Genomic DNA, 20296 nt, shown 5'->3' with positions numbered 1-20296 from the left:
GGGTGGTCGGGTGACCGAACCCGTACCCCACCAGGCCGCGCCCGACCTGGAGCTCGCCGGACCCACCGACCCGGCCGGCTGGTTGACTCTGCCCGACGTCGCCGAACGCCTCGACGTGTCGATCAGCAAGGTGCACCAGATGATCCGTGACCGGGAGCTGCTGGCGGTCCGCCGTGACGGCGTCCGCCGGATCCCAGCGGACCTGGTTGCCAACCAGACCGTGCTCAAGCACCTGCCCGGCGTGCTCAACCTGCTCTCCGACAACGGCTACGACGACGAGGCCGCCCTGCGCTGGCTCTACGAGCCGGACGACACCCTTCCCGGCGCCACCCCGGCCGCCGCCCTCTCCGGCGACCAGGCCCGCGAGGTGAAACGCCGAGCCCAAGCCCTCGGCTTCTAACCTCCCGGGGCGTCCCCGCGCCCGTCTGCGTTGATCATGAAGTTATTGCCACGACACGCCGAGCGGGCTGGCAACAACTTCATGATCAACGCGCCGGGGAACCGGGGAGGGGGAACCGGGGAGGGGAGGGGAGGGCTGGTGGGTGGGGTTGGGTTAGTCGGCTCGGCGGGTTGCGGCTATGGCCAGGTCCACCAGGGCCTGGCGGGCCTCGGTGTCGAGGTCGACGGCGGTCAGTGCGGCCAGGGCGGCGTCGGTGAGCGTGACGATCCGCTGCTCGGTACGGGCCAGTGCCCCGCTCGCCGAGATCACCTCGCGTAGCCGGGCCACTCCCTGCTCATCCAGCTCCGGGTCGCCGAGCCGGCTGAGCAGCAGCTCGCGGCCCGCGTCGTCGGTGGCCTCGACGGCCGCCGCCACCAGATAGGTGCGCTTGCCCTCGCGCAGGTCGTCCCCGGCCGGCTTGCCGGTCAGCGCCGGATCACCGAAGACCCCCAGCACGTCGTCACGGAGCTGGAACGCCTCGCCCAGCGGCAGCCCGTACGCCGAATAGGCCGTCCGCACGTCGTCCGTCGCGTCGGCCAGCGCGGCGCCGAGCAGCATCGGCCGCTCGACCGTGTACTTCGCGGACTTGTACCGGGCGACCTTGCTGGCCCGTTCCACCGAGGTGTCCCCGGTGACCTGGGTCAGCACGTCGAGATACTGCCCAACGGTGACCTCGGTGCGCATCTCGTCGAAGACCGGTCGGGCCCGGGCCAGCGACCACAGGTCCAGGCCCGCGGAGTGCAGCAGCTCGTCGGACCAGACCAGGCACAGGTCACCGAGCAGGATGGCCGCGGCGTCGCCGAAGCCGTCCGGGTCACCACTCCAGCCAGCCTCCCGGTGCCGGGCGGCGAACCGCCGGTGCACCGCCGGCTCGCCGCGACGGGTGTCGGAACGGTCCATCAGGTCGTCGTGGATCAGGGCGCTGGCCTGAACGAACTCCAGCGCGGCCAGGGCGGTGAGCACCTGGTCGCCGTCCACCCCACCGGCGCCCCGGAACCCCCAGTACGCGAATGCCGGACGCAACCGCTTGCCCCCGCCGAGCACGAACGCCTCGATCGCCTCGGCCACCGGACCCAGGGCGTCGTCCACGGCGGCGAGCCGGACCCGTTGGCTGGCCAGGAACTCGGTGAGCGCCTTGTCGACCCGCTGTCGCAGGCCGGCGCGGTCGACGGGAGAAACGGGAGCAGCGTGGGTCACGCTCCGACGCTAGCGGGTGGCCGTGGCTCGTGCTCCACCGCCACGCGTAGTGCCACCGGTGCGGCCAGGGCCCGCTCGACCGGCCCGTCGCGCGCCGGACCCGGCGGCGCGGCCCGGCCCGGTGACCCGTGTCGCGCCGGCTCGACGGGTGGTTGCGGCGGCCTCGGCGAGCGCCAGCAGCGGCACGTCCAGGACGACGGCGAGCCAGCCGAGCCAGAAACCGCCCGGCACGCGGCGCTGTCGTTCCCACCGGGAGACCTCGTGCCGACTCAACGTCGGCACCCCGGAGGCGGCACACAACTCGGCGGCGGTGCGTTGCTGGCTCCAGCCACGGGCCAGCCGGCACCGGGCCAGCAGCGGCCCGAGCTGCGCGGGGCGCGGCGATGCGGGCGGAATCATGGGTCCTCCTGGCGGGCGTCGGTGCGATGACGACCCACCCGCCCGACCGGACGGGACCGGCGTCACCGCTCGGTTGCTGACCCCCGTGCGGGGACCCCCGGGCCGCCCCCGCCGCCCCTTCCGCACCACCCATTCCTACCTCGGAGGTACGACGCCTTTGCCCTGCACCGGGCCGGAGCGCGCCGGTTCGGCACCGGCCGCTGGGTGGGAAGGGCCTGGGTCCTGGTGACATCGACCGCTAGAGTCGGGGCGTGGCGCTCGGTCTTCCCTCGATACTCCCCAATCCGCAGCCGGCGATCGGGGAGCTCATCCGTGAGCACCAGCCGACCTTCTCGTTCGAGTTCTTCCCGCCCAAGACCGAGGCGGGCGAGCAACTGCTCTGGCAGGCCATCCGCGAGCTGGAGTCGCTGCGCCCGTCGTTCGTGTCGATCACGTACGGCGCCGGCGGCTCGACCCGGGACACCACCGTGGCGGTGACCGAGCGGATCGCCACCGAGACCACGCTGCTGCCGATGGCCCACCTGACCGCGGTCAACCACTCCGTCGCCGAGCTGCGCCACGTGGTCGGCCGGCTCGCCGGGGTGGGAGTGCGCAACGTGCTGGCCGTTCGTGGCGACCCTCCGGGCAACCCGGGCGGCGAGTGGATCCGCCACCCCGAGGGCGTGGACTACGCCGAGGACCTGGTCCGCCTGGTGCGGGACGCCGGCGACTTCAGCGTCGGGGTGGCGGCCTTCCCGTACAAGCACCCTCGCTCACCCGACGTGGCCAGCGACACCGCGCAGTTCGTCCGCAAGTGTCGGGCCGGCGCGGAGTTCGCGATCACGCAGATGTTCTTCGACGCCGATGACTACCTGCGGCTACGCGACCGGGTGGCCGCTGCCGGTTGCGACACCCCGATCCTGGCCGGGGTGATGCCGGTGACCCAGATCGGCACCATCGAGCGATCCGTGCAGCTGTCCGGCGCGCCGTTCCCACCGGCGCTGGCGGCCCGCTTCGAACGCGTCGCCGACGACCCGGAGGCCGTCCGCCGGCTCGGCATCGAGCAGGCCAGCGAGATGTGCCGCCGACTGTTGGACGAGGGCGTGCCCGGAATCCACTTCATCACCCTCAACCGGTCCACCGCGACCCGCGAGGTCTGGCAGAACCTGAAGGCCGGCGCGCGCGTGTGAACGCTGCACCTGCGACACCTGTTGCCCGGCGCGACGGTTGATCCGTGGTGGGCACACAGCTGAACTGGGATCAGTACGCCACGGCGTGGGCGCGGTTGCACGGCGGGTTCGACCCTCGGGTCGCGGCGCCGGTGGTGCGCGCCTGGCTGCGGTTGGCGTATCACGTCGGGTACGTGCTGGGTCGGCTGCGGGTCAGCCCCACCGCGGTCACCGTGGCCGGGGTGCTGCTCTGCTTCTGCGTACCGCTGCTGGTGACCCGGCCCGGCGACGGGCCGTTCCTCGGCGCGTTGTTCGTGCTGCTCGCCGCCGTGGCGGACAGCGTGGACGGCGCGGTGGCGGTCGCCACCGACCGCACCACCCGGCTCGGCTACGTCTACGACTCGGTCGCCGACCGGCTCGGTGAGGTGGCCTGGCTGCTGGCGTTCTGGCTGGTGGGCGCGCCGGGTGGGCTGGTCGTCGCGGGCGGCGCGCTGTCCTGGCTGCACGAGTACGTCCGAGCGCGGGCGGTCGCCGCCGGGATGCGGGAGATCGGCGCGGTGACCGTAGGCGAACGCCCCACCCGCGTCTCGGTGGCGCTGGCCGGCCTGCTGGTCGCCGGGCTGGCCGGCCTGATCGAGCCGGACCTGGCCGCCGGCACCATCACCATGGCGACCGCCGTCTGGGTGCTGCTGGCCGGCTTCGGTCTGGGGCAACTGCTCTCCAGCATCCGTCGCGCCCTGCTCGACGCCGGCTGAGCGGCGGGCCGGGCCAGCTCACGCCGGCTGAGCGGCGGGCCGGGCCAGGCGCCGGCCGACACCGGCACGTCGCCCTACCAGGCGGGGCCGATCTCGTCGGCGACGATCTGCGCGGAGAGGGTCACCATCGGCAGCCCGCCGCCCGGGTGGGCGGAGCCACCCACCAGCCACAGCCCGTTTGCCGGGCCCCGGTTGGCCGGGCGGAGCAGCCCGCCGGCGGTGCCGTAGATCGCGCCACCGGGCGCGCCGGTCGCCACGTCCAGGTCGGCGGGGGTGCGGATCTCCCGGAACAGCAGCCGGTCGCGCACGTCCACGCCGCGCCGCGCCAGCACGTCCAGGATCCGATCGGCGTACGCGTCGGCCAGCCCCGGCCGGCGCCAGTCGACCGCGCCCGCTGCGGTGCCCTGCCGAGGGGCGTTGACCAGCACGAACCACGCCTCGTGTCCGGCCGGGCGGACCATCGGGTCGTCGGCCACGGTGACGAACACCGCCGGGTCGGCCGCCGGCCGGGCCGGTACGCCCCGGCCGGGGTCACCGAAGACCGCGTCGAACTCGGCGTCGTAGTCGTCCGGGAAGAAGACGTTGTGGTGGGCCAGCCCGGTGCTGCCGGAGACGCCCAGCAGCAGCACGAAGCCGGCGAGGCTGCGGTCGGTCAGACCGGCCAACCGGCGCGGGTGCGGCAGCAGGTCACGGTAGACGGTCAACGCGTCCACGTTGGCCACCACCACGTCGGCGGGCACCGGCGCGGCGACGCCGGTGAGGCGTACCCCGTGCACCCGGCCGCCGGTGGCGTCGATCCGGGTGACCGTGGCGTCGGTCTGCACGACCACGCCGAGGTCCAGGCAGCGGGTCAGCAGCGCGTCGGCGAGCGTGCCCAGCCCGCCGCGCAGGTACCAGCCGCCGAAGGCCAGCTCGGCGTAGGGGACCGCGACCAACGCCGCCGGTGCCCGGCGGGGGTCGGCCCCGGTGTAGGTGGCGTACCGGTCCAGCAGCATCCGCAACCGTGGATCGGACAGGTGCCGGCGGCCCAGGCCGCGCAGACTGCGGCCCGGGGCGATGGCGGCCAGGTCGCCGACGCGCCAGGCCAGCGACGCGAGGTCGCGGGGAGAGTCGACGGTACGGCGCAGGATGTCCCGCGAGGAGGCGTGCCACACGCGCGTGGCTCGACGCCACAGCCGCTGCCAGTCGGCTGCCGCCCGGTCACCGAAGGCGGCCCCGATCCGGGCGGTGAACTCCACCGGGTCGGCGCACGAGTCCAGGGTCGGGCCGCCACCTCCGAAGACGTGCCGGACGATCGGGTCCAGCGGGACCAGGTCCAGGTATTCGTCGAGCTTCGCCCCGGTCGCCTCGAACAGGTCGTGGAAGACCTCGGGCAGGGTGAGCAGGCTCGGCCCGGTGTCGAAGTGGAACGACCCGGCCGGGGTGTCGTGCGCGTACCGGCCGAGCTTGCCGCCGACCGTGTCGGCGGCCTCGAAGACGGTCACCTGGTGCCCGGTGGCGGCCAGCCGGGCGGCGGTGGCGAGGCCACCCACCCCGGCGCCGACGACCACGATCCGCGCCATGCCGCGCCCTCCCTAGCTGACCGGGCGGCCCCGCCAGGTCAGGCGGCGTCGCTTTCGCAGATGGTACGACCGCAGGGTCAGCCAACCGAGGACCACGACCGACACGGGGTGTGCGAGCGCGTCGGGCCACCACCGGCCGCCGGTCGCACGGGCGGTGAGCACCCGTCCAGCCACCCCGAGCAGGTAGCCGGCCACTCCCACGGCGACCACCCCCGGCGCGCTGGCCGCCGCACCCACCAGCGCGATCAGCGGTGGGGCGGTGTAGAGCAACAGCAGTGCCGCCACCACGGCCGCCGCCGCGCCCGGGTGCCCGAACGACGCCCAGAGCGACTTCGAGTACCCGTCGCGCAGTTGCGGCCAGTCGTCGTACATCCGGCAGGTGGCCAGCCGGGAGCCGTCGGCCAGGGCGATCCGCCCGCCGGCCCGCTTGACCGCCCGGGCCAGCTCGACGTCCTCCAGGATCCTGTCGGCGACCGCGGCGTGCCCGCCGGCGGCGGTGTAGCCGGCCCGGTCCACCACCAGGAACTGCCCGCCCGCCGCCGCCAGCGACGGCCGCGGCGAGCGTTCCATCGCGCGCAGCGGCAGGAAGGTCAGCCAGAGCCACTGCAACAGCGGCTGCACCAACCGGTCGGCCGCCGTCGCCACCACGATCCGGGGGTACGGCGACAGCAGCGTCACCCGGGCGGCGCGCAACTCGGTGACGGCCGCGGCCACGGCGTGCGGGGCGAGCACCACGTCGGCGTCGACGAAGACCAGCGCGGTGGCGCTCGGGTCGGCCCGGGTGGCCAGCTGCCAGCAGGCGTGCGGCTTGCCCAGCCAGCCCGGTGGTGGGGCGACCCCGGTGAGCAGCGTGACCCGGGGATCGTCGCCGGCCACCGCGCGGACCACGTCGGCGGTGCCGTCGGTGGACCCGTCGTCGAGGACCACGACGCGCAGCCCGGGTACGCCGCGCTGGGCGAGCAGGGCGCGCAGGCAGGGCGTGACGCGGGTGGCCTCGTCGCGCAGCGGCAGCAGCACGGCGACCGGCTCGTCGACGTCGTCGGGCCGGTCGGTGGGCCGACGCAGCCACCGGGTGGCGTTGAGCCAGGTGTGCCCGGTCAACGCGGCGACGGCGGCGATCAGCAGGGCGAGCAGGACGGTCATCGGGTCGCGTCGACGCCGGGGCGGTGCGGCTGGCGGTCCGCTGGCCGGATGCGCCGGCCGCGTTGGGCGCGCAGCAGGGTCACCGCCAGGGGTACGGCGGTCACCGACATGCCGGCGGCGCCCCAGAGCGCCGAGGCGGGCAGGTCCAGGAAGACGGCGTGGGCCAGGATGCTGGAGAAGTACGTCCACAGGTAGAGCGCGATCATCGGGTGGTCCCGCCGATCGGTGTGCGCGGCGGCTGGCCCGGCCAACGGGCGCAGCGCGCTCATCAGCAGCACCGCGAAGAGCAGCCAGCCCAGGTAGTTGCTGACCGGGATGCCGGTCAGGCCGGGTAACGCCGGGGTGGCGTCGCGCCAGATCCAGTAGCCCTCGGCCACCATCTGCGGGTCGAGGAAGAGGTCCCAGGCGGCCAGCCCCACCGTGGCCAGCGCGATCCTTCCCACCCATCGACCGATCGTCGATCCGCTGCCGCTGGCTGTCAGCCCGGCGGCACCGGCCGTCGTGGCGCTGCCGCCGGTCAGTCGGACCGCCGTCAGCCAGGCCGGCCAGGCCATCCAGGTCCAGGCCAGCGGAATGATCAGTGGCACGCCGGCCAGCTTGGGGCCCAGCTCGCCGGAGTAGTCGTAGCTGCCGAACGGCACGCCGGTGGCCACCCCGATCGCCTCGATCGCGAACCCGCCGCCGGTGGCCACCGCGACCAGCGCCGCCGCCACCCGTGGGCCCCGGCTGAGCAGCGCGTGGCCGACCGAGAGCAGCCAACCGAGGACGACGGTGGCCACGGTGAGCCCGGCCCGGGTGGCGCCGGTGGTGAGCGGATAGCAGATCTGGGCGAGCACCAGGACGGCGAGAAGCGTCCAGGAGATCCGCCGGGTCATGGCGCCGGTGGCTCGAGCGGCAGATCCCGACCGAGGACACCGAACGGTCGCTCGTCGCCGGGGAAGTGGAAGTCGCGCAGCACGTCGACGAAGCCGAACCGCCGGTACAGCCGCCAGGCCCGCGAGGTCTTCTCGTCGGCCTCCGGGGTGGACAGCAGCGTGGTGTCGCCCTCGGCCATGCCGAGCAGCGCGCGCAGCTGGCCGGTGCCCAGACCGTGCCCCTGCGCGGGTGGCCGGACGTGCAGCTCGACCACCTCGAAGCAGTGGGTGAGCCAGCGCGTGCGGGTCGGCGCGTCCAGCGCCCGGTGCACCTGGTCGTGCCACCACTGGCCGGAGGCCCCCAGGTAGCCGTAGCCGAAGCCGGCGAGGTGACCCTCGCTGGTCAGGCTGGCGACCGCCCGGAAACCCGGTCGGCGGACGTGGGTGGCGATGTAACCGCGCCGGGCCTCCAACAGGTCGGTGCGGTATCCCATCGCCTCGCCGTAGACGGCCACCACGTCGTCCAGCCGCCGGACGAGATCGTCCGGCGTCCAGCGCACCAACCTCATGCCCGTCCACCCTTCACCGTTTCCGGGCCGCCGTCGGCGACCCACCCGAGCACCGACCGGTCGCCGACCACGTCGCGCACCTCGAACCGGGCGAACAACTCCTCGGCGTACCAGCCCGCGGTGGGGGTTCGCATGATCGCCGCCCGGTGCTCCGGGTGACGGTACGCGAACGCCACCAGCTCCGTCGGGTCGCGCCACACGCTCACCGTGCCCTGCCAGCCCAACGGTGCCTCGCCGACCCCGAACCGGGCCAGCAACCCGGGCGCGTCGCGCAGGGCGGCGGCCACCGGCGGGATCGCCCGCCAGAAGGTGGCGGCCCGGCGGGCCCGCAGCCGAGCCCGGGTCAGTGCCAGCACCGGGCCGGTGACCCGGCCGCCCGACGGATCACCGAACGGCCGCTGGCCGGACCACTCGCCCCGGCTGGTCAGCGGACGCAGGTCGATCCGGGCCTGGGCCTGGGCGATGCGCGCCCAGGCGCGCCCGACCGACGAGTCGTCGAAGTCGGCCGCCGCGGCGGGGGAGTCCCAGACGGTCAGCGCGGCCCACCGGGTCAGGTCGGCGTCCCTCGGCCCGAAGTCGGTGCCGGTCCCGGTGCCCAGCAACTTGCCGAACCGGGCGCCCGGGAGGGCGCGCAACCGGCGTGGGTCCACCGCCATCCGGGTCAGCGCCCGGGGCAGCGCGCCCCGGGAGGTCCGCCACACGTGCAGCGTGACCAGCTCCGGAGCCGTGCCGCTGTGCCGGCCGGTTCGCTCGCTCCGCTCGCTCACGCCACCGCTTCGCGGCGGCGCGAGCGCATCGCTGCTGTGCCTGCTGGTTCGCTCGCTCCGCTCGCTCACGCCACCTCGGCCGGGGTGCCGGCGGTGACGCGCAGCAGTTCGGCGTAGGTGGTCGGGAAGACCGCCTGGGGTACGCCACCCGCGGCCCAGATCTCCGGGAACGCCGCCAGCGCCGTGTCCACCAGGGTGCGCAGGGGGTGCGGGTGCCCGAGTGGGGCGACCCCGCCGATCGGTTGGCCGGTGTGGGCCCGGACGAACTCCGGGGTGGCCCGGCGCAGGCGGGTGACACCGATCGATGCGGCCAGGCCGGCGGTGTCCACCCGGTGCGCGCCGGAGGTGAGCACGAGCAGCGGCGCGTCGTCCGCGTCGAAGATCAGTGAGTTGGCGATCTGGCCGACCTCGACGCCGAGCGCCGCGGCGGCCGCGGCGGCGGTGTGCACCGCGTCGGGCAGCAGACGGACCGTGCTGGGCTCACCGGCGCCGTCGAGCGTGCTGGCGGCGGTGAGCGCGTCCTGCACCGCCCGTATGTTCGGGTGTGGCTGCATCCCGCCATTCTTCCCGGTTCGCCGGTGCGGGTTCACCCGGCCGGCGCGTCACACGTTGCATTTTCGTCGGAGGGGAGGTGTACTGTCAGCAGCAGTTAGAACGAGTGTTCGATTGCCTCGAACGCTCGTTCCAACCAGCCGGAGCGCGGCGTTTCGCGGCGCCACCTCCGGGCGGTGCGGCTCCGCGGGCCGCACCTGGGGTTCCGGGCAGTCGCGAGCCTGGTCCCAACAGGCAGGAGCGTCGCCCGCCGCCCACGACCCCCGGGCGGCGGGCGACGCACCCGCCGGTCCGCCGGCCGGGTGTGGTGTGGGGAAGCATCCACACCCGGCCGGCCACACCCGGTGCGTCTTCCTCCGCACCACCCGACCTCGGCGTCTCATCGGCGGCATCAGCCCACCGGAGCGACGCCTCGGCCACGTGGAGGAGAGACACTCATGCCGACCAACCCGGCTCAGGCACCGACGGTGCCGGCGCACGTGCTGCCGCACCGCACCCCCGCCCAACTCCTCACGTTGGCCCGCCGTGGGCTGGTCGAGGCCGGCCAGACCCGACCTGACGGCCTGCGTTACGCGGCTGCCCACCTGGCGGCCCTGCGCGCGGCGGCCGCCCTGCTCGCCGCCCGTGCCCGACCCGCGCCGAGCCGGCGCAACCGGATCACCAGCGTCTGGGTCCTCCTCTGCGCCGTCGCTCCGGAGCTCGACGAGTGGTCCCGGTTCTTCGCCGCCGGGGCCAGCAAGCGTGCCGCCGCCGAGGCCGGCATCCCCCGGGTGGTCAGCGCCCGGGAGGCCGACGATCTGCTCCGCGCCGCCGAACAGTTCGTCACGGTGGTGGAGACCGCGCTCGGCGTGGCCCACCAACCGGCCCTGGACGGCCTCGCCGCCTGATCCCGCCGTGTCACCGGCCGCCTCGTGGGGGAGCCGGGCGGCCGGTGGCACGGCGTGCCGGTCCTGATCTGATCCACAGCAACGACGGGGGAGTTGGTCCAATGGCGGGCCGCATGGTGGTCGGTTCCGCCGCACTGGCCGATCTGGTGCGCCCGGCGAGCGCACCCGACCCGGTCGGTGGCCACCGGGTGCTGCCGGTGGTGCCCGAGCTGACCGGTCTGCTGCCCAACCGGGGCCTGCGCCGGGGCAGCACCATCGCGGTCGCCGCCGGCCAGCCCCGCCGCAGCGGCGGCACCTCACTGATGCTGGCCCTGCTCGCCGAGGCGTCCCGGGCCGGCTCGTGGTGCGCCGTGGTCGGGGTGCCGACGTTCGGCGCGGGCGCCGCTGCCGAGCTGGGCATCGCCCTGGACCGGTTGGCCCTGGTGCCGAACCCCGGCCCCGAATGGGCCACCGTGGTCGCCGCACTGATCGACGGGGTGGACGTCGTGGTCACCACCGTGCCGGCCACGGTCTCCGCCTCGGTGGCCACCCGGTTGGCCGCCCGGGCCCGGCAGCGCGGCAGCGTGCTCGTCCCGTACGGCCGGTGGGACGGCGCCGACGTGACACTGCAGGTGGTCCGTGGAGTCTGGGAAGGGCTCGGGCGGGGCCGGGGACGGCTGCGCCGCCGGGAGATCACCGTCTCGGCGCGCGGGCGCGGGGCGGCCGCGCGACCCAAGGAGATCAAGGTCTGGCTCCCCGGTGACGAGCTGACCCGGGTGATCCCTCGTACGCTGCCGTCGCCGGTGGGCCGATCGGCCGTGCCACTCGCCCTGGTCGGTCGGGGGTGACCGGCTCGCCGGCACGCACCCTGCTGCTGTGGTGCCCGGACTGGCCGGTGCTCGCCGCCGAGATCGTCGACGGGGTGCCGGCGACCGGCCCGGTCGCCGTGCTGCACGCCAACCGGGTGGTCGCCTGCTCCGAACGGGCCCGCACCGAGGGGGTGCGTCGCGGGCTGCGCAAGCGGGAGGCGCAGGGTCGCTGCCCGCAGCTCACCGTCGTGGAGTACGACCCGGGCCGGGACGCCCGGGCGTTCGAGCCGGTGGTCGCCGCGGTGGAGGAGCTGGTCGCCGGCGTCGAGGTGGTCCGTCCGGGCGCCTGCGCGGTGGCCGCCCGGGGGCCGGGCCGCTACCTCGGCGGCGAGGAGGCGGCCGCCGAGCGGATCATCGAGCACGTGGCCCAGTCGTGCCTGGTGGAGAGCCAGGTCGGCATCGCCGACGGGGTGTTCGCGGCCGGGTTGGCCGCTCGCGCCGGCCGGGTGGTGGCACCGGGCGGAACGCCGGAGTTCCTGGCCGGGCTGCCGGTCGAGGCGCTCGGCCGGTCGGCGTTGGCCGACCTGCTGCGCCGGCTGGGGGTGCGGACCCTCGGCGACTTCGCCGCCCTGCCGGCCGGCGACGTGCTGGCCCGGTTCGGGTTCGACGGTGCGTTGGCCCATCGGCTGGCCGCTGGGCGGGACCACCGCCCACTCGCCGTCCGGCAGCCGCCGGCCGACCTGACGGTGACCGCCGAGCACGACGAGCCGATCGACCGGGTCGACGCGGCGGCGTTCATGGCCCGGGCGCTGGCTGAGCAGCTGCACGAGCGGTTGGCCGGGCACGGGCTGGCCTGCACCCGGCTCGGCATCGAGGCGGTCACCGAGCACGGGCAGGAGCTGCACCGGGTGTGGCGGCACGATGGCCTGCTCACCGCCGCGGCCATCGCCGACCGGGTGCGTTGGCAGCTCGACGGGTGGCTCTCAGGCAGCAACGGCCGCGCCGGTGCCCGACCGGCCCGACCGACGGCCGGCATCATCCGGCTGCGACTGATCCCGGACGGGGTGATCGCCCAGACCGGTCTGCAGGCCGGCCTCTGGGGGGAGACCGGCGAGGAGCGGGAACGCGCGCACCGGGCGTTGAGCCGGGTGCAGGGCATCCTCGGCCCGGAGGCGGTGGTCACCGCGGTGCTCGGCGGCGGGCGCTCCCCGGCCGACCAGGTGCGGCTGGTGCCGTGGGGCGACGAACGCCTCCCCGCCCGCCCCGGCCCCGCACCGCTGCCTGGCGATCCGAGCGGCGCCGACCGGGCCGTCAGTGCCGGTCGGTCTGCCGACCGTGGCGGAGGCGGAGCGCCACCGTGGCCGGGTCGGCTGCCGGCGCCCGCGCCGGCGGTGGTGCTGCCCAGCCCGCTCGCGGCGACCGTGCACGACGCCGCCGGCGAGCCGGTGGTGATCAGCGCGCGGTTGGCGGTGAGCGCCCCACCGGCCCGGCTGGTGGTCGGCACCGGCCAGCCGGCGGAGATCGTGGGCTGGGCCGGCCCGTGGCCGGTGGACGAGCGGTGGTGGGCGCCGGCCGAGGCCCGTCGCCGAGCCCGGTTCCAGGTCAGCCTGGCCGACGGTGCCGCCCTGCTGCTGGCCGTCGAGGCCGGGCAGTGGCTGGTGGAGGCGATCTATGACTGAGCCGCTGTTCCCCAGGCCGGATCCGGCCGTCGGGATCCGGCCACCCCGGAGGGTGGCTCGATGAGCTTCCACAACCCGAAGATGCCCTGGTCGGAGTTGGAGCGGGTGCTCTCCGGGCGGTCCAGCGGCGGCAACGGCAGGTCGGGCGGCGGGCGGTCGCGCGAGGACCGGCACCTGCACGTGGTGGACCCGCTCGCCGTGGACGCCGACGGGGGCGACTCCCCAGCCTGGAGCCGCCACCGTGAGCAGTACCAGCCGCCGGAGCTGACCCGCCCCGACGACGTGGTGCCCTACGCGGAGCTGCACGCGCACACCAACTTCAGCTTCCTCGACGGCGCCAGCCACCCCGAGGAGTTGGCCGAGGAGGCGGCCCGGTTGGGGCTCACCGCGCTCGCCGTCACCGACCACGACGGCTTCTACGGGGTGGTCCGCTTCGCCGAGGCGGCTCGTACGCTGGGCCTGCCGACCATCTTCGGCGCGGAGCTGTCCCTCGGGCTGCCCGGCCCGCAGAACGGCGAGCCCGACCCGCACGGCGCGCACCTGCTGGTGCTCGCGCACGGCCACGAGGGGTACGCCCGGCTGGCCACCACCATCGCCCGCGCCCAGCTACGCGGCGGGGAGAAGGGTCGCCCGGTCTACGGGGAGCTGGAGGAGGTCGCCGCCGAGCTGCGTGACCACGTGCTGGTGCTGACCGGCTGCCGCAAGGGGCACGTGCCGGGGGCGCTGCTCACCGAGGGGGTGGACGCGGCGGCCCGCGAGTTGGACCGGCTGACCGCGCTCTTCGGCGCGGAGACGGTGGCGGTGGAGCTGACCGACCACGGCCATCCCGTCGACGCCGACCGCAACGACGCGCTCGCCGATCTGGCCGCCGCGGCCGGGCTGCCGACGGTGGCCAGCAACAACGTGCACTACGCCAGTCCCGGCCGGCGTCGGCTGGCCACCACGGTCGCCGCGGTCCGGGCCCGACGCAGCCTGGACGAGATCGACGGCTGGTTGCCCGCCGCGGCCACCGCCCACCTGCGCAGCGGCGCGGAGATGGCGGCCCGGTTCGCCGCGTACCCGGGCGCGGTGGCGCGGGCCGCCGAGTTCGGCGCCGAGCTGGCCTTCGACCTGCAGCTCGTCGCGCCGCAGCTGCCGGCGTACCCGGTGCCGCCGGGGCACACCGAGATGAGCTGGCTGCGGAAGCTGACCGCCGACGGGGCACACGAACGCTACGGGCCGCCGCAGGCGCACCCGACGGCGTACGCGCAACTCGACCACGAACTGAACATGATCGAGGAGCTGGGTTTCCCCGGCTACTTCCTGGTGGTCTACGACATCGTCACGTTCTGCCGGGAGCAGGACATCTACTGCCAGGGCCGGGGTTCGGCGGCCAACTCGGCGGTCTGCTACGCGCTGCGGATCACCAATGTGGACGCGGTCCGGCACCAACTGCTCTTCGAGCGGTTCCTCGCCCCGGAGCGGGACGGCCCACCGGACATCGACGTGGACATCGAGTCCGACCGCCGGGAGGAGGTGATCCAGCACGTCTACACCCGCTACGGCCGGGAGCACGCCGCCCAGGTCGCCAACGTCATCTCCTACCGGCCCCGGTCGGCCGTGCGGGACGTGGCCAAGGCGTTCGGCTACTCGCCGGGGCAGCAGGACGCCTGGAGCAAGCAGATCGACCGGTGGGGCTCGGTCGCCACGGTCGATGTGGAGAACATCCCCGAGCAGGTGGTGGAGTACGCCAACGAGTTGCAGACGTTCCCGCGCCACCTGGGCATCCACTCCGGCGGCATGGTGATCTGCGATCGGCCGGTGATCGAGGTCTGCCCGGTGGAGTGGGGGCGGATGCCCGGACGCAGCGTCCTGCAGTGGGACAAGGACGACTGCGCCGCGGTGGGCCTGGTCAAGTTCGACCTGCTCGGCCTGGGCATGCTCTCCGCCCTGCACTACGGCTACGACATGATCGGGTCCCGGCTCGACCTCGGTGACATGACCCTGGACGACCCGGAGGTCTACGACATGCTCTGCCGGGCCGACTCGGTCGGGGTGTTCCAGGTGGAGAGCCGCGCCCAGATGGCCACCCTGCCCCGGCTCAAGCCCCGCGAGTTCTACGACCTGGTGGTCGAGGTGGCGCTGATCAGACCCGGCCCGATCCAGGGTGGCTCGGTGCACCCGTTCATCCGGCGCAAGAACGGCCAGGAGCCGGTGACCTTCGCGCACCCGCTGATGCGCAACGCCCTGGAGAAGACCCTGGGTGTGCCGCTGTTCCAGGAGCAGCTGATGCAGCTCGCCATCGACCTGGCCGGCTTCGACGCGGCCGAGGCCGACCAGTTGCGCCGGGCGATGGGCGCCAAACGGTCGGTCGAGCGGATGACCCGGATCGCCGACCGGCTCTACGCCGGGATGGCCGAGCGGGGCATCACCGGTGAGCTGGCCGACGACGTCTACCGCAAGCTCACCGCGTTCGCCAGCTACGGCTTTCCGGAGAGCCACGCGATGAGCTTCGCCTACCTGGTCTACGCCAGCTCCTGGCTCAAGCGCTACCACCCGGCGCCGTTCCTGGCCGCGCTGCTCAACGCCCAGCCGATGGGGTTCTACTCGCCGCAGACCCTGGTCGACGACGCCCGCCGGCACGGGGTGGAGGTCCGTCGTCCGGACATCAACGCCAGCGGGGCAAAGGCGGTGTTGGAGTCCACCCCGGAGACCCGGTGGGGCAGCGGGCCGGGGGAGCCGCCGCACGCCTGGGGGTTGGGCGGCCCCGCCGTCCGGCTCGGCCTGTCCAGCGTGCGGACCCTCGGCGCCGACGTGGCCGAACGGATCGAGGCCGAACGGGTCGCCGGTGGGCCGTACCGGGACATGCCGGACCTGGCCCGGCGACTCGGTCTCACCGCCGCGCAGTTGGAGGCGCTGGCCACCGCGGACGCCTTCGCCGGTTTCGGGCTGACCCGGCGGCAGGCGCTGTGGGCCGCTGGCGCGGCGGCCCAGGACCGGCCGGGCCGGCTGCCCGGCACGGTGACCGACGCGGCGGCACCCACGCTGCCCGGGATGGAGGCGGTGGACCGGCTGGTCGCCGACGTGTGGGCCACCGGGCTGTCGCCGGAGAGCCATCCCGCCCGGTTCATCCGGGGCCAGCTCGACGTGCTCGGCGCGGTGCCGATCGCCCGGCTCGGTCGGGTGGAGCCGGGGCAACGGATCCGGGTCGGCGGCATCGTCACCCACCGGCAACGTCCGGCGACCGCGGGCGGGGTCACCTTCCTCAACCTGGAGGACGAGACGGGGATGCTCAACGTCACCTGTTCGCCGGGGCTGTGGCAGCGCTACCGGCGGGTGGCGCGGACCAGCGCCGCGCTGGTCGTCCGAGGGCGGTTGCAGCGGCACGAGGGGGTGACCAACCTGGTCGCCGACCGGCTGGACGCCATCGAGCCGCCGGTCAGCCCCGCCTCCCGTGACTTCCGCTGATTCAGTGATCCACATTACGGTTTCCCGAGCCGTCGAGCGGGAGACTCGTCCCGAGCGGGCAGAGCGGCCCGTGATCCGTAAGGGGGAACGACAGTGACGGGAAATCACGCGTACACCGGTGGAATCGCCAACGCCCGGCGGACCCGACTGGGCACCGGCTGGGTGCCGTCGCACCTCGCCGACCCCCGCGAATACGAAGTGACCAACGGTCCGGTGGCCAACGAGCGTCGGTCCCGGGCGGAGGACGAGGCCGAGGGCACCGAGGCCTGACCAACCGCCGCACCACGCACCGATCGGGCGTGTGGCGGGAGCGCCCACCACACGCCCGCACCACGGCTGGGCCGGGTGACTAGGCTCGACCGGGTGGAGCAGACCCGAGGCCGGTTCGCCGGGCCGCCGCTGACACCCCGCACCGCCGTGATCTGGTCGGTGCTGCGCGCCGAACTGGACCGGCGCGGCGACGCCGAGCTCACCGTGTTGGACGTGGGTGGCGGCACCGGCGGTTTCGCCGTTCCGCTGGCCCGCGCCGGGCATCGGGTCACCGTGGTCGACGCCAGCCCCGACGCGCTCGCCGCGCTCACCCGCCGCGCCGCCGAGGCCGGGGTGGCCGACCGGATCGCCGCCGTGCAGGGCGACGGTGACGCATTGGCCGGGCTGGTCGAGCCGGCCGGCGTCGACCTGGTGCTCTGCCACGCCGTCCTGGAGGTGGTCGACGATCCCACACCGGTGGTGGCCGCGCTGGCCACCGCGCTGCGTCCGGGCGGTGCGGCCAGCGTGCTGGTGGCCGGCCGGGCAGCCGCCGTGCTGGGCCGCGCCATGAACGGGCACCTGGACGTCGCGACCGCCCTGGCCGCCGATCCGGCCGGCACCGCGGGGCCGCGCGACACGCTGCGCCGTCGCTACGACGCGGCCGGCGCCGCCGCGCTGCTCGGCGCCGCCGGGCTGGTGGTCGAGGAGATCCACGGGGTACGCGTGTTGGCCGACCTGCTGCCGGCTGCGGTCGCCGACGGGCAGTCCGCGGCCCTGGTCGAGTTGGAACGCGCGCTGGCCGCCCAGCCGCCGTACCGGGACCTGGCCGCCCAACTGCACCTGTTCGCCCGCCGGCCGGCATGATCGGCGGGTCGGGGAGCATGCCGGCACCGCTGGAGGTCCTCGGGCCGGACCACGGCGGCGGCCGTCTCGCCGACGTGCTGCCCAGCGCGCTGGCCGTGCTGGGCGTGCCCGGCTCGACCGACCCGCTCGGGCTGGTGCCCGCGCTGGCCGGGGTACGCCGGATCGCCGTGCTGCTGGTCGACGGGCTCGGCTGGTACCAGCTGCCGACCGCGGCGCCGTACGCGCCGACCCTCGCCGGGCTCGCCGCCACGGTGGCCCGGCCGCTCATCGCGGGTTTCCCGTCCACCACCCCGACCAGTCTGGTGTCGCTGGGCACCGGAGTCGCGCCGGGCGCGCACGGGGTGCTCGGCTTCACCGTCCGGGTGCCCGGCACCGATCGGGTGCTCACCCACACCGACTGGGCCGCCGACCCGTCGCCGCTGGCCTGGCAGCCGGTGCCCACCCAGCTGGAGCGGGCCCGTGCCGCCGGCGTGACGACCACCGTGGTGAGTCGGCCGGAGTTCGGCGGCAGCGGGTTGACCCTGGCCGCCAACCGGGGTGGCGACTTCCGGGGCGCCGCCGGCGGGGACGCGGTGGCCGCCGCCATGCTGGCCGCGCTGGCGGCCGGCGGCGGGCCCACCCTGGTCTCCGGCTACCACGCCGACCTGGACCGGTACGGCCACGTCAGCGGCGTCGACTCAGCACCCTGGCGTAGCGCCGCCACGGAGGTGGACGCGCTGGTCGCCCGGCTGGTCGACGGGCTGCCGCCGGACGCGGCGCTGCTGGTGACCGCCGACCACGGGCAGCTCGACATTCCCGCCGCGCATCGCTTCGACCTGGACACCGATCCGCGACTGCGGGCCGGGGTGCGGCTGGTCGCCGGCGAGGCCCGGGTGCGCTACCTGCACGTCGAGCCGGGCGCGGTCGACGACGTACTGGCCGCCTGGTCGGCGGTGCTGGGCGTCACCGCGCGGGTACGCACCCGCGACGAGGTGGTGGCCACCGGCTGGTTCGGGCCGGTGTCCGAGGAGCACCTGGGGCGGATCGGCGACGTCGTGGTGACCTGCAACGACACGTACGCGGTCATGGCCAGCCGTACCGAGCGGCCGATGGCGTCGAAGCTGGTGGCGTACCACGGGTCGGACACCGCCGCCGAGCTGACCGTGCCGCTGCTGGTCGTCCGGGGCTGACCGCTGGCCGGTGGTGGTGTCGTACCCCCGGGTTAACCTGCCGGGATGGGCCGCAGTCAGTCGTTGCCCCGGGGCGACGATCCGCGCTTCGGGCCGGATGCCGACGACTCCGGCAGCCCGATCCTGCACGTCGACATGGACGCCTTCTTCGCCGCCGTCGAGGTGCGCCGCCGACCCGAGCTGCGTGGCCGCCCGGTGGTCGTCGGCGGCGTCGGGCCGCGTGGGGTGGTCAGCTCGGCCAGCTACGAGGCCCGCCGGTACGGCGTACGCAGCGCGATGCCGACCAGTCAGGCCCGGGCCCGCTGCCCCCAGGCGGTCTACCTGCCACCGGACTTCACCGCCTACACGGCCGCCTCCCGGGCCGTCATGCAGATCTTCCGGGACGTCACGCCGCTGGTCGAGCCGCTCTCGCTCGACGAGGCGTTCCTCGACGTGACCGGCGCCCGCCGGCTGTTCGGCTCCCCGGCCGGCATCGCCCGGCTGATCCGTCGACGAGTCGCCGACGAGCAGGCGCTGACCTGCTCGGTCGGGGTGGCGCCGAGCAAGTTCGTGGCCAAGCTGGGTTCCACCCGGGCCAAGCCGGACGGCCTGTTGGTCGTGCCCGCCGGGCAGGTGCTCGACTTTCTGCACCCGCTGCCGGTGGATGCGCTGTGGGGGGTGGGGGAGCGCGCCGCCGAGGCGCTGCGCCGGCTCGGCCTGGCCACCGTCGGCGACCTCGCCGAGGCGCCGGTGGGCATGCTCCGCCGAGCGGTCGGAGCCGCCTCGGCGGCGCACCTGCACGAGCTGGCCTGGGGACGCGACCCGCGTCGGGTCAGCCCCGAGCACGTCGACAAGTCGATCGGCGCCGAGGTGACCTTCGACGTCGACGTGGCCGACCCACTCGAGATCCGCCGGGCGTTGCTCGCGCTCAGCGCGAAGGTCGGCGTCCGGTTGCGCGGCTCCGGGCAGGTCGGGCGCACCATCGCCCTCAAGGTCCGGCTGGCCGACTTCCGCACCGTCAGCCGGTCGCGCACTCTCGACGTTCCCACCGACACCGCCCGGGAGATGTTCGACACGGTCTGGGCGCTCTACACCGCGTTGGACCCGGGCGAGCGGATCCGACTCGTCGGTGTCCGGGTGGAGGGGCTCGCCCCGGCGCAGGCCGCCCCCCGGCAACTCACCCTCGGCGCGCCCGAGCGGGGTTGGCGCGAGGCGGAAGCTGCCGCGGACGCCGCCGCTGCCCGTTTCGGGCGGTCCGTCATAGGTCCGGCCAGTCTGATGGGCGACCGTGATCCCCGTCGAAACGAAAATCCACCCCGCCCGTAGGTCGTCCCGCTTTCCGACGCGCGACCCCCCTCGTAGACTTGCGGGTAAGCAGCCGGTTGGCTGCCACGGTCTGTCGGCCCGACCGGGCCCGACCAACGTGACCGGGGAGGAGTGCCGTGCCGCTCTCGGAGCACGAGCAGCGGCTGTTCGAGCAGATCGAGCGGTCGCTTGCCGAGGACCCCAAATTCGCCTCGGCCGTGCGCGCCAGCGATCCGCGCTTCCACGCGCGGCGTCGCCTGCTCGTCGCCGCCGGCGTCATCATCGCTGGCTTGGCTCTACTGGTCTATGGCGCGGTGATCAAGACTCCACCACTGGCGGTGGCGGGCTTCGTCGTCATGCTGGCGTCGGCCGCGTTCGCGGTGCAGTCGCATCGGCGGGCGCAGTCACCCGACCTGCACGTGGTGGGCGGCACGACGAGTCGTCGTCGTCCCCGCGGTGGCCGATCCGGTCGCCGGTCGTCAATCCTGGACCGCATGGAGGACAGGTGGCGGCAGCGCCCGGAGGGGCACCGCTGAGCCGGTCC

At 74.8% G+C, this 20296-nt stretch carries 20 protein-coding genes; 12 read left to right on the top strand and 8 right to left on the bottom strand.

The features are described 5' to 3' along the window. The first annotated feature begins 10 nt into the window (after positions 1–10). Complete coding sequence (locus tag ACIBF8_RS12190) at positions 11–400, top strand: Rv2175c family DNA-binding protein (protein WP_396782686.1); 390 nt, start codon at positions 11–13, stop codon at positions 398–400. Between the two features lie 153 nt (positions 401–553). Here ACIBF8_RS12190 and ACIBF8_RS12185 read toward each other — a convergent pair whose 3' ends face one another. After that, positions 554–1636, bottom strand: a complete 1083-nt coding sequence (locus ACIBF8_RS12185) for a polyprenyl synthetase family protein (RefSeq protein ID WP_396782685.1) — start codon at positions 1634–1636, stop codon at positions 554–556. Between the two features lie 9 nt (positions 1637–1645). Next, the gene (locus ACIBF8_RS12180) at positions 1646–2035 is read right to left on the bottom strand and encodes a helix-turn-helix domain-containing protein (protein WP_396782684.1); all 390 of its coding nucleotides are present in this window, start codon (positions 2033–2035) and stop codon (positions 1646–1648) included. Between the two features lie 251 nt (positions 2036–2286). Here ACIBF8_RS12180 and metF point away from each other — a divergent pair, with 251 nt between their 5' ends. Both metF and ACIBF8_RS12170 read left to right on the top strand, forming a co-directional pair. Then, positions 2287–3204, top strand: a complete 918-nt coding sequence (gene metF, locus ACIBF8_RS12175; RefSeq protein WP_396782683.1) for a methylenetetrahydrofolate reductase [NAD(P)H] — start codon at positions 2287–2289, stop codon at positions 3202–3204. A gap of 44 nt (positions 3205–3248) precedes the next feature. Further along, positions 3249–3938, top strand: coding sequence for a CDP-alcohol phosphatidyltransferase family protein (locus ACIBF8_RS12170; protein ID WP_396782682.1), 690 nt, complete (start codon positions 3249–3251; stop codon positions 3936–3938). Between the two features lie 74 nt (positions 3939–4012). Here the strand turns inward: ACIBF8_RS12170 and ACIBF8_RS12165 are convergent, their stop codons facing one another. The 6 genes from ACIBF8_RS12165 to ACIBF8_RS12140 all read right to left on the bottom strand — a co-directional run bounded on the left by ACIBF8_RS12165 (position 4013) and on the right by ACIBF8_RS12140 (position 9387). After that, a complete protein-coding gene (locus ACIBF8_RS12165; RefSeq protein ID WP_396782681.1) occupies positions 4013–5500 on the bottom strand; it encodes a phytoene desaturase family protein in 1488 nt (495 codons plus the stop codon). A gap of 12 nt (positions 5501–5512) precedes the next feature. Next, positions 5513–6643, bottom strand: coding sequence for a glycosyltransferase (locus tag ACIBF8_RS12160; protein WP_396782680.1), 1131 nt, complete (start codon positions 6641–6643; stop codon positions 5513–5515). Further along, positions 6640–7518, bottom strand: a complete 879-nt coding sequence (locus ACIBF8_RS12155; protein WP_396782679.1) for a carotenoid biosynthesis protein — start codon at positions 7516–7518, stop codon at positions 6640–6642. The genes ACIBF8_RS12160 and ACIBF8_RS12155 overlap by 4 nt, the downstream gene beginning before the upstream one ends. After that, positions 7515–8066: a GNAT family N-acetyltransferase gene (locus ACIBF8_RS12150; protein WP_396782678.1), complete on the bottom strand. Its 552-nt coding sequence runs from the start codon at positions 8064–8066 to the stop codon at positions 7515–7517. Before ACIBF8_RS12150 ends, ACIBF8_RS12155 begins: the two co-directional genes overlap by 4 nt. Next, positions 8063–8833: a monooxygenase gene (locus tag ACIBF8_RS12145; RefSeq protein WP_396782677.1), complete on the bottom strand. Its 771-nt coding sequence runs from the start codon at positions 8831–8833 to the stop codon at positions 8063–8065. The genes ACIBF8_RS12150 and ACIBF8_RS12145 overlap by 4 nt, the downstream gene beginning before the upstream one ends. Before the next feature lie 65 nt (positions 8834–8898). Then, a complete protein-coding gene (locus tag ACIBF8_RS12140) occupies positions 8899–9387 on the bottom strand; it encodes a YbaK/EbsC family protein (RefSeq protein ID WP_396782676.1) in 489 nt (162 codons plus the stop codon). A gap of 435 nt (positions 9388–9822) precedes the next feature. Here ACIBF8_RS12140 and ACIBF8_RS12135 point away from each other — a divergent pair, with 435 nt between their 5' ends. The 9 genes from ACIBF8_RS12135 (at position 9823) to ACIBF8_RS12095 (ending at position 20288) form a co-directional block, all read left to right on the top strand. Continuing rightward, a complete protein-coding gene (locus ACIBF8_RS12135; RefSeq protein ID WP_007463070.1) occupies positions 9823–10272 on the top strand; it encodes an SAV_6107 family HEPN domain-containing protein in 450 nt (149 codons plus the stop codon). A gap of 101 nt (positions 10273–10373) precedes the next feature. Further along, the gene (locus ACIBF8_RS12130; RefSeq protein ID WP_396782675.1) at positions 10374–11099 is read left to right on the top strand and encodes a hypothetical protein; all 726 of its coding nucleotides are present in this window, start codon (positions 10374–10376) and stop codon (positions 11097–11099) included. Continuing rightward, the gene (locus ACIBF8_RS12125) at positions 11096–12739 is read left to right on the top strand and encodes a DNA polymerase Y family protein (RefSeq protein ID WP_396782674.1); all 1644 of its coding nucleotides are present in this window, start codon (positions 11096–11098) and stop codon (positions 12737–12739) included. Before ACIBF8_RS12130 ends, ACIBF8_RS12125 begins: the two co-directional genes overlap by 4 nt. 60 nt (positions 12740–12799) lie before the next feature. Further along, positions 12800–16186, top strand: a complete 3387-nt coding sequence (locus ACIBF8_RS12120) for an error-prone DNA polymerase (protein ID WP_396782673.1) — start codon at positions 12800–12802, stop codon at positions 16184–16186. A gap of 93 nt (positions 16187–16279) precedes the next feature. Then, complete coding sequence (locus ACIBF8_RS12115) at positions 16280–16456, top strand: hypothetical protein (protein WP_167492956.1); 177 nt, start codon at positions 16280–16282, stop codon at positions 16454–16456. 75 nt (positions 16457–16531) lie between these two features. After that, positions 16532–17299, top strand: coding sequence for a methyltransferase domain-containing protein (locus tag ACIBF8_RS12110; RefSeq protein ID WP_396782672.1), 768 nt, complete (start codon positions 16532–16534; stop codon positions 17297–17299). Beyond that, positions 17296–18468: an alkaline phosphatase family protein gene (locus ACIBF8_RS12105; RefSeq protein WP_396782671.1), complete on the top strand. Its 1173-nt coding sequence runs from the start codon at positions 17296–17298 to the stop codon at positions 18466–18468. Before ACIBF8_RS12110 ends, ACIBF8_RS12105 begins: the two co-directional genes overlap by 4 nt. Before the next feature lie 45 nt (positions 18469–18513). Then, a complete protein-coding gene (locus ACIBF8_RS12100) occupies positions 18514–19773 on the top strand; it encodes a DNA polymerase IV (protein ID WP_396782670.1) in 1260 nt (419 codons plus the stop codon). 116 nt (positions 19774–19889) lie between these two features. Beyond that, positions 19890–20288: a DUF3040 domain-containing protein gene (locus ACIBF8_RS12095; RefSeq protein ID WP_030334542.1), complete on the top strand. Its 399-nt coding sequence runs from the start codon at positions 19890–19892 to the stop codon at positions 20286–20288. Positions 20289–20296: the final 8 nt, after the last annotated feature.

The organism is Micromonospora sp. NPDC050276 (assembly GCF_044459545.1).
GTDB lineage: Bacteria > Actinomycetota > Actinomycetes > Mycobacteriales > Micromonosporaceae > Micromonospora.
This window is presented reverse-complemented; position numbering and strand designations above follow the sequence as displayed.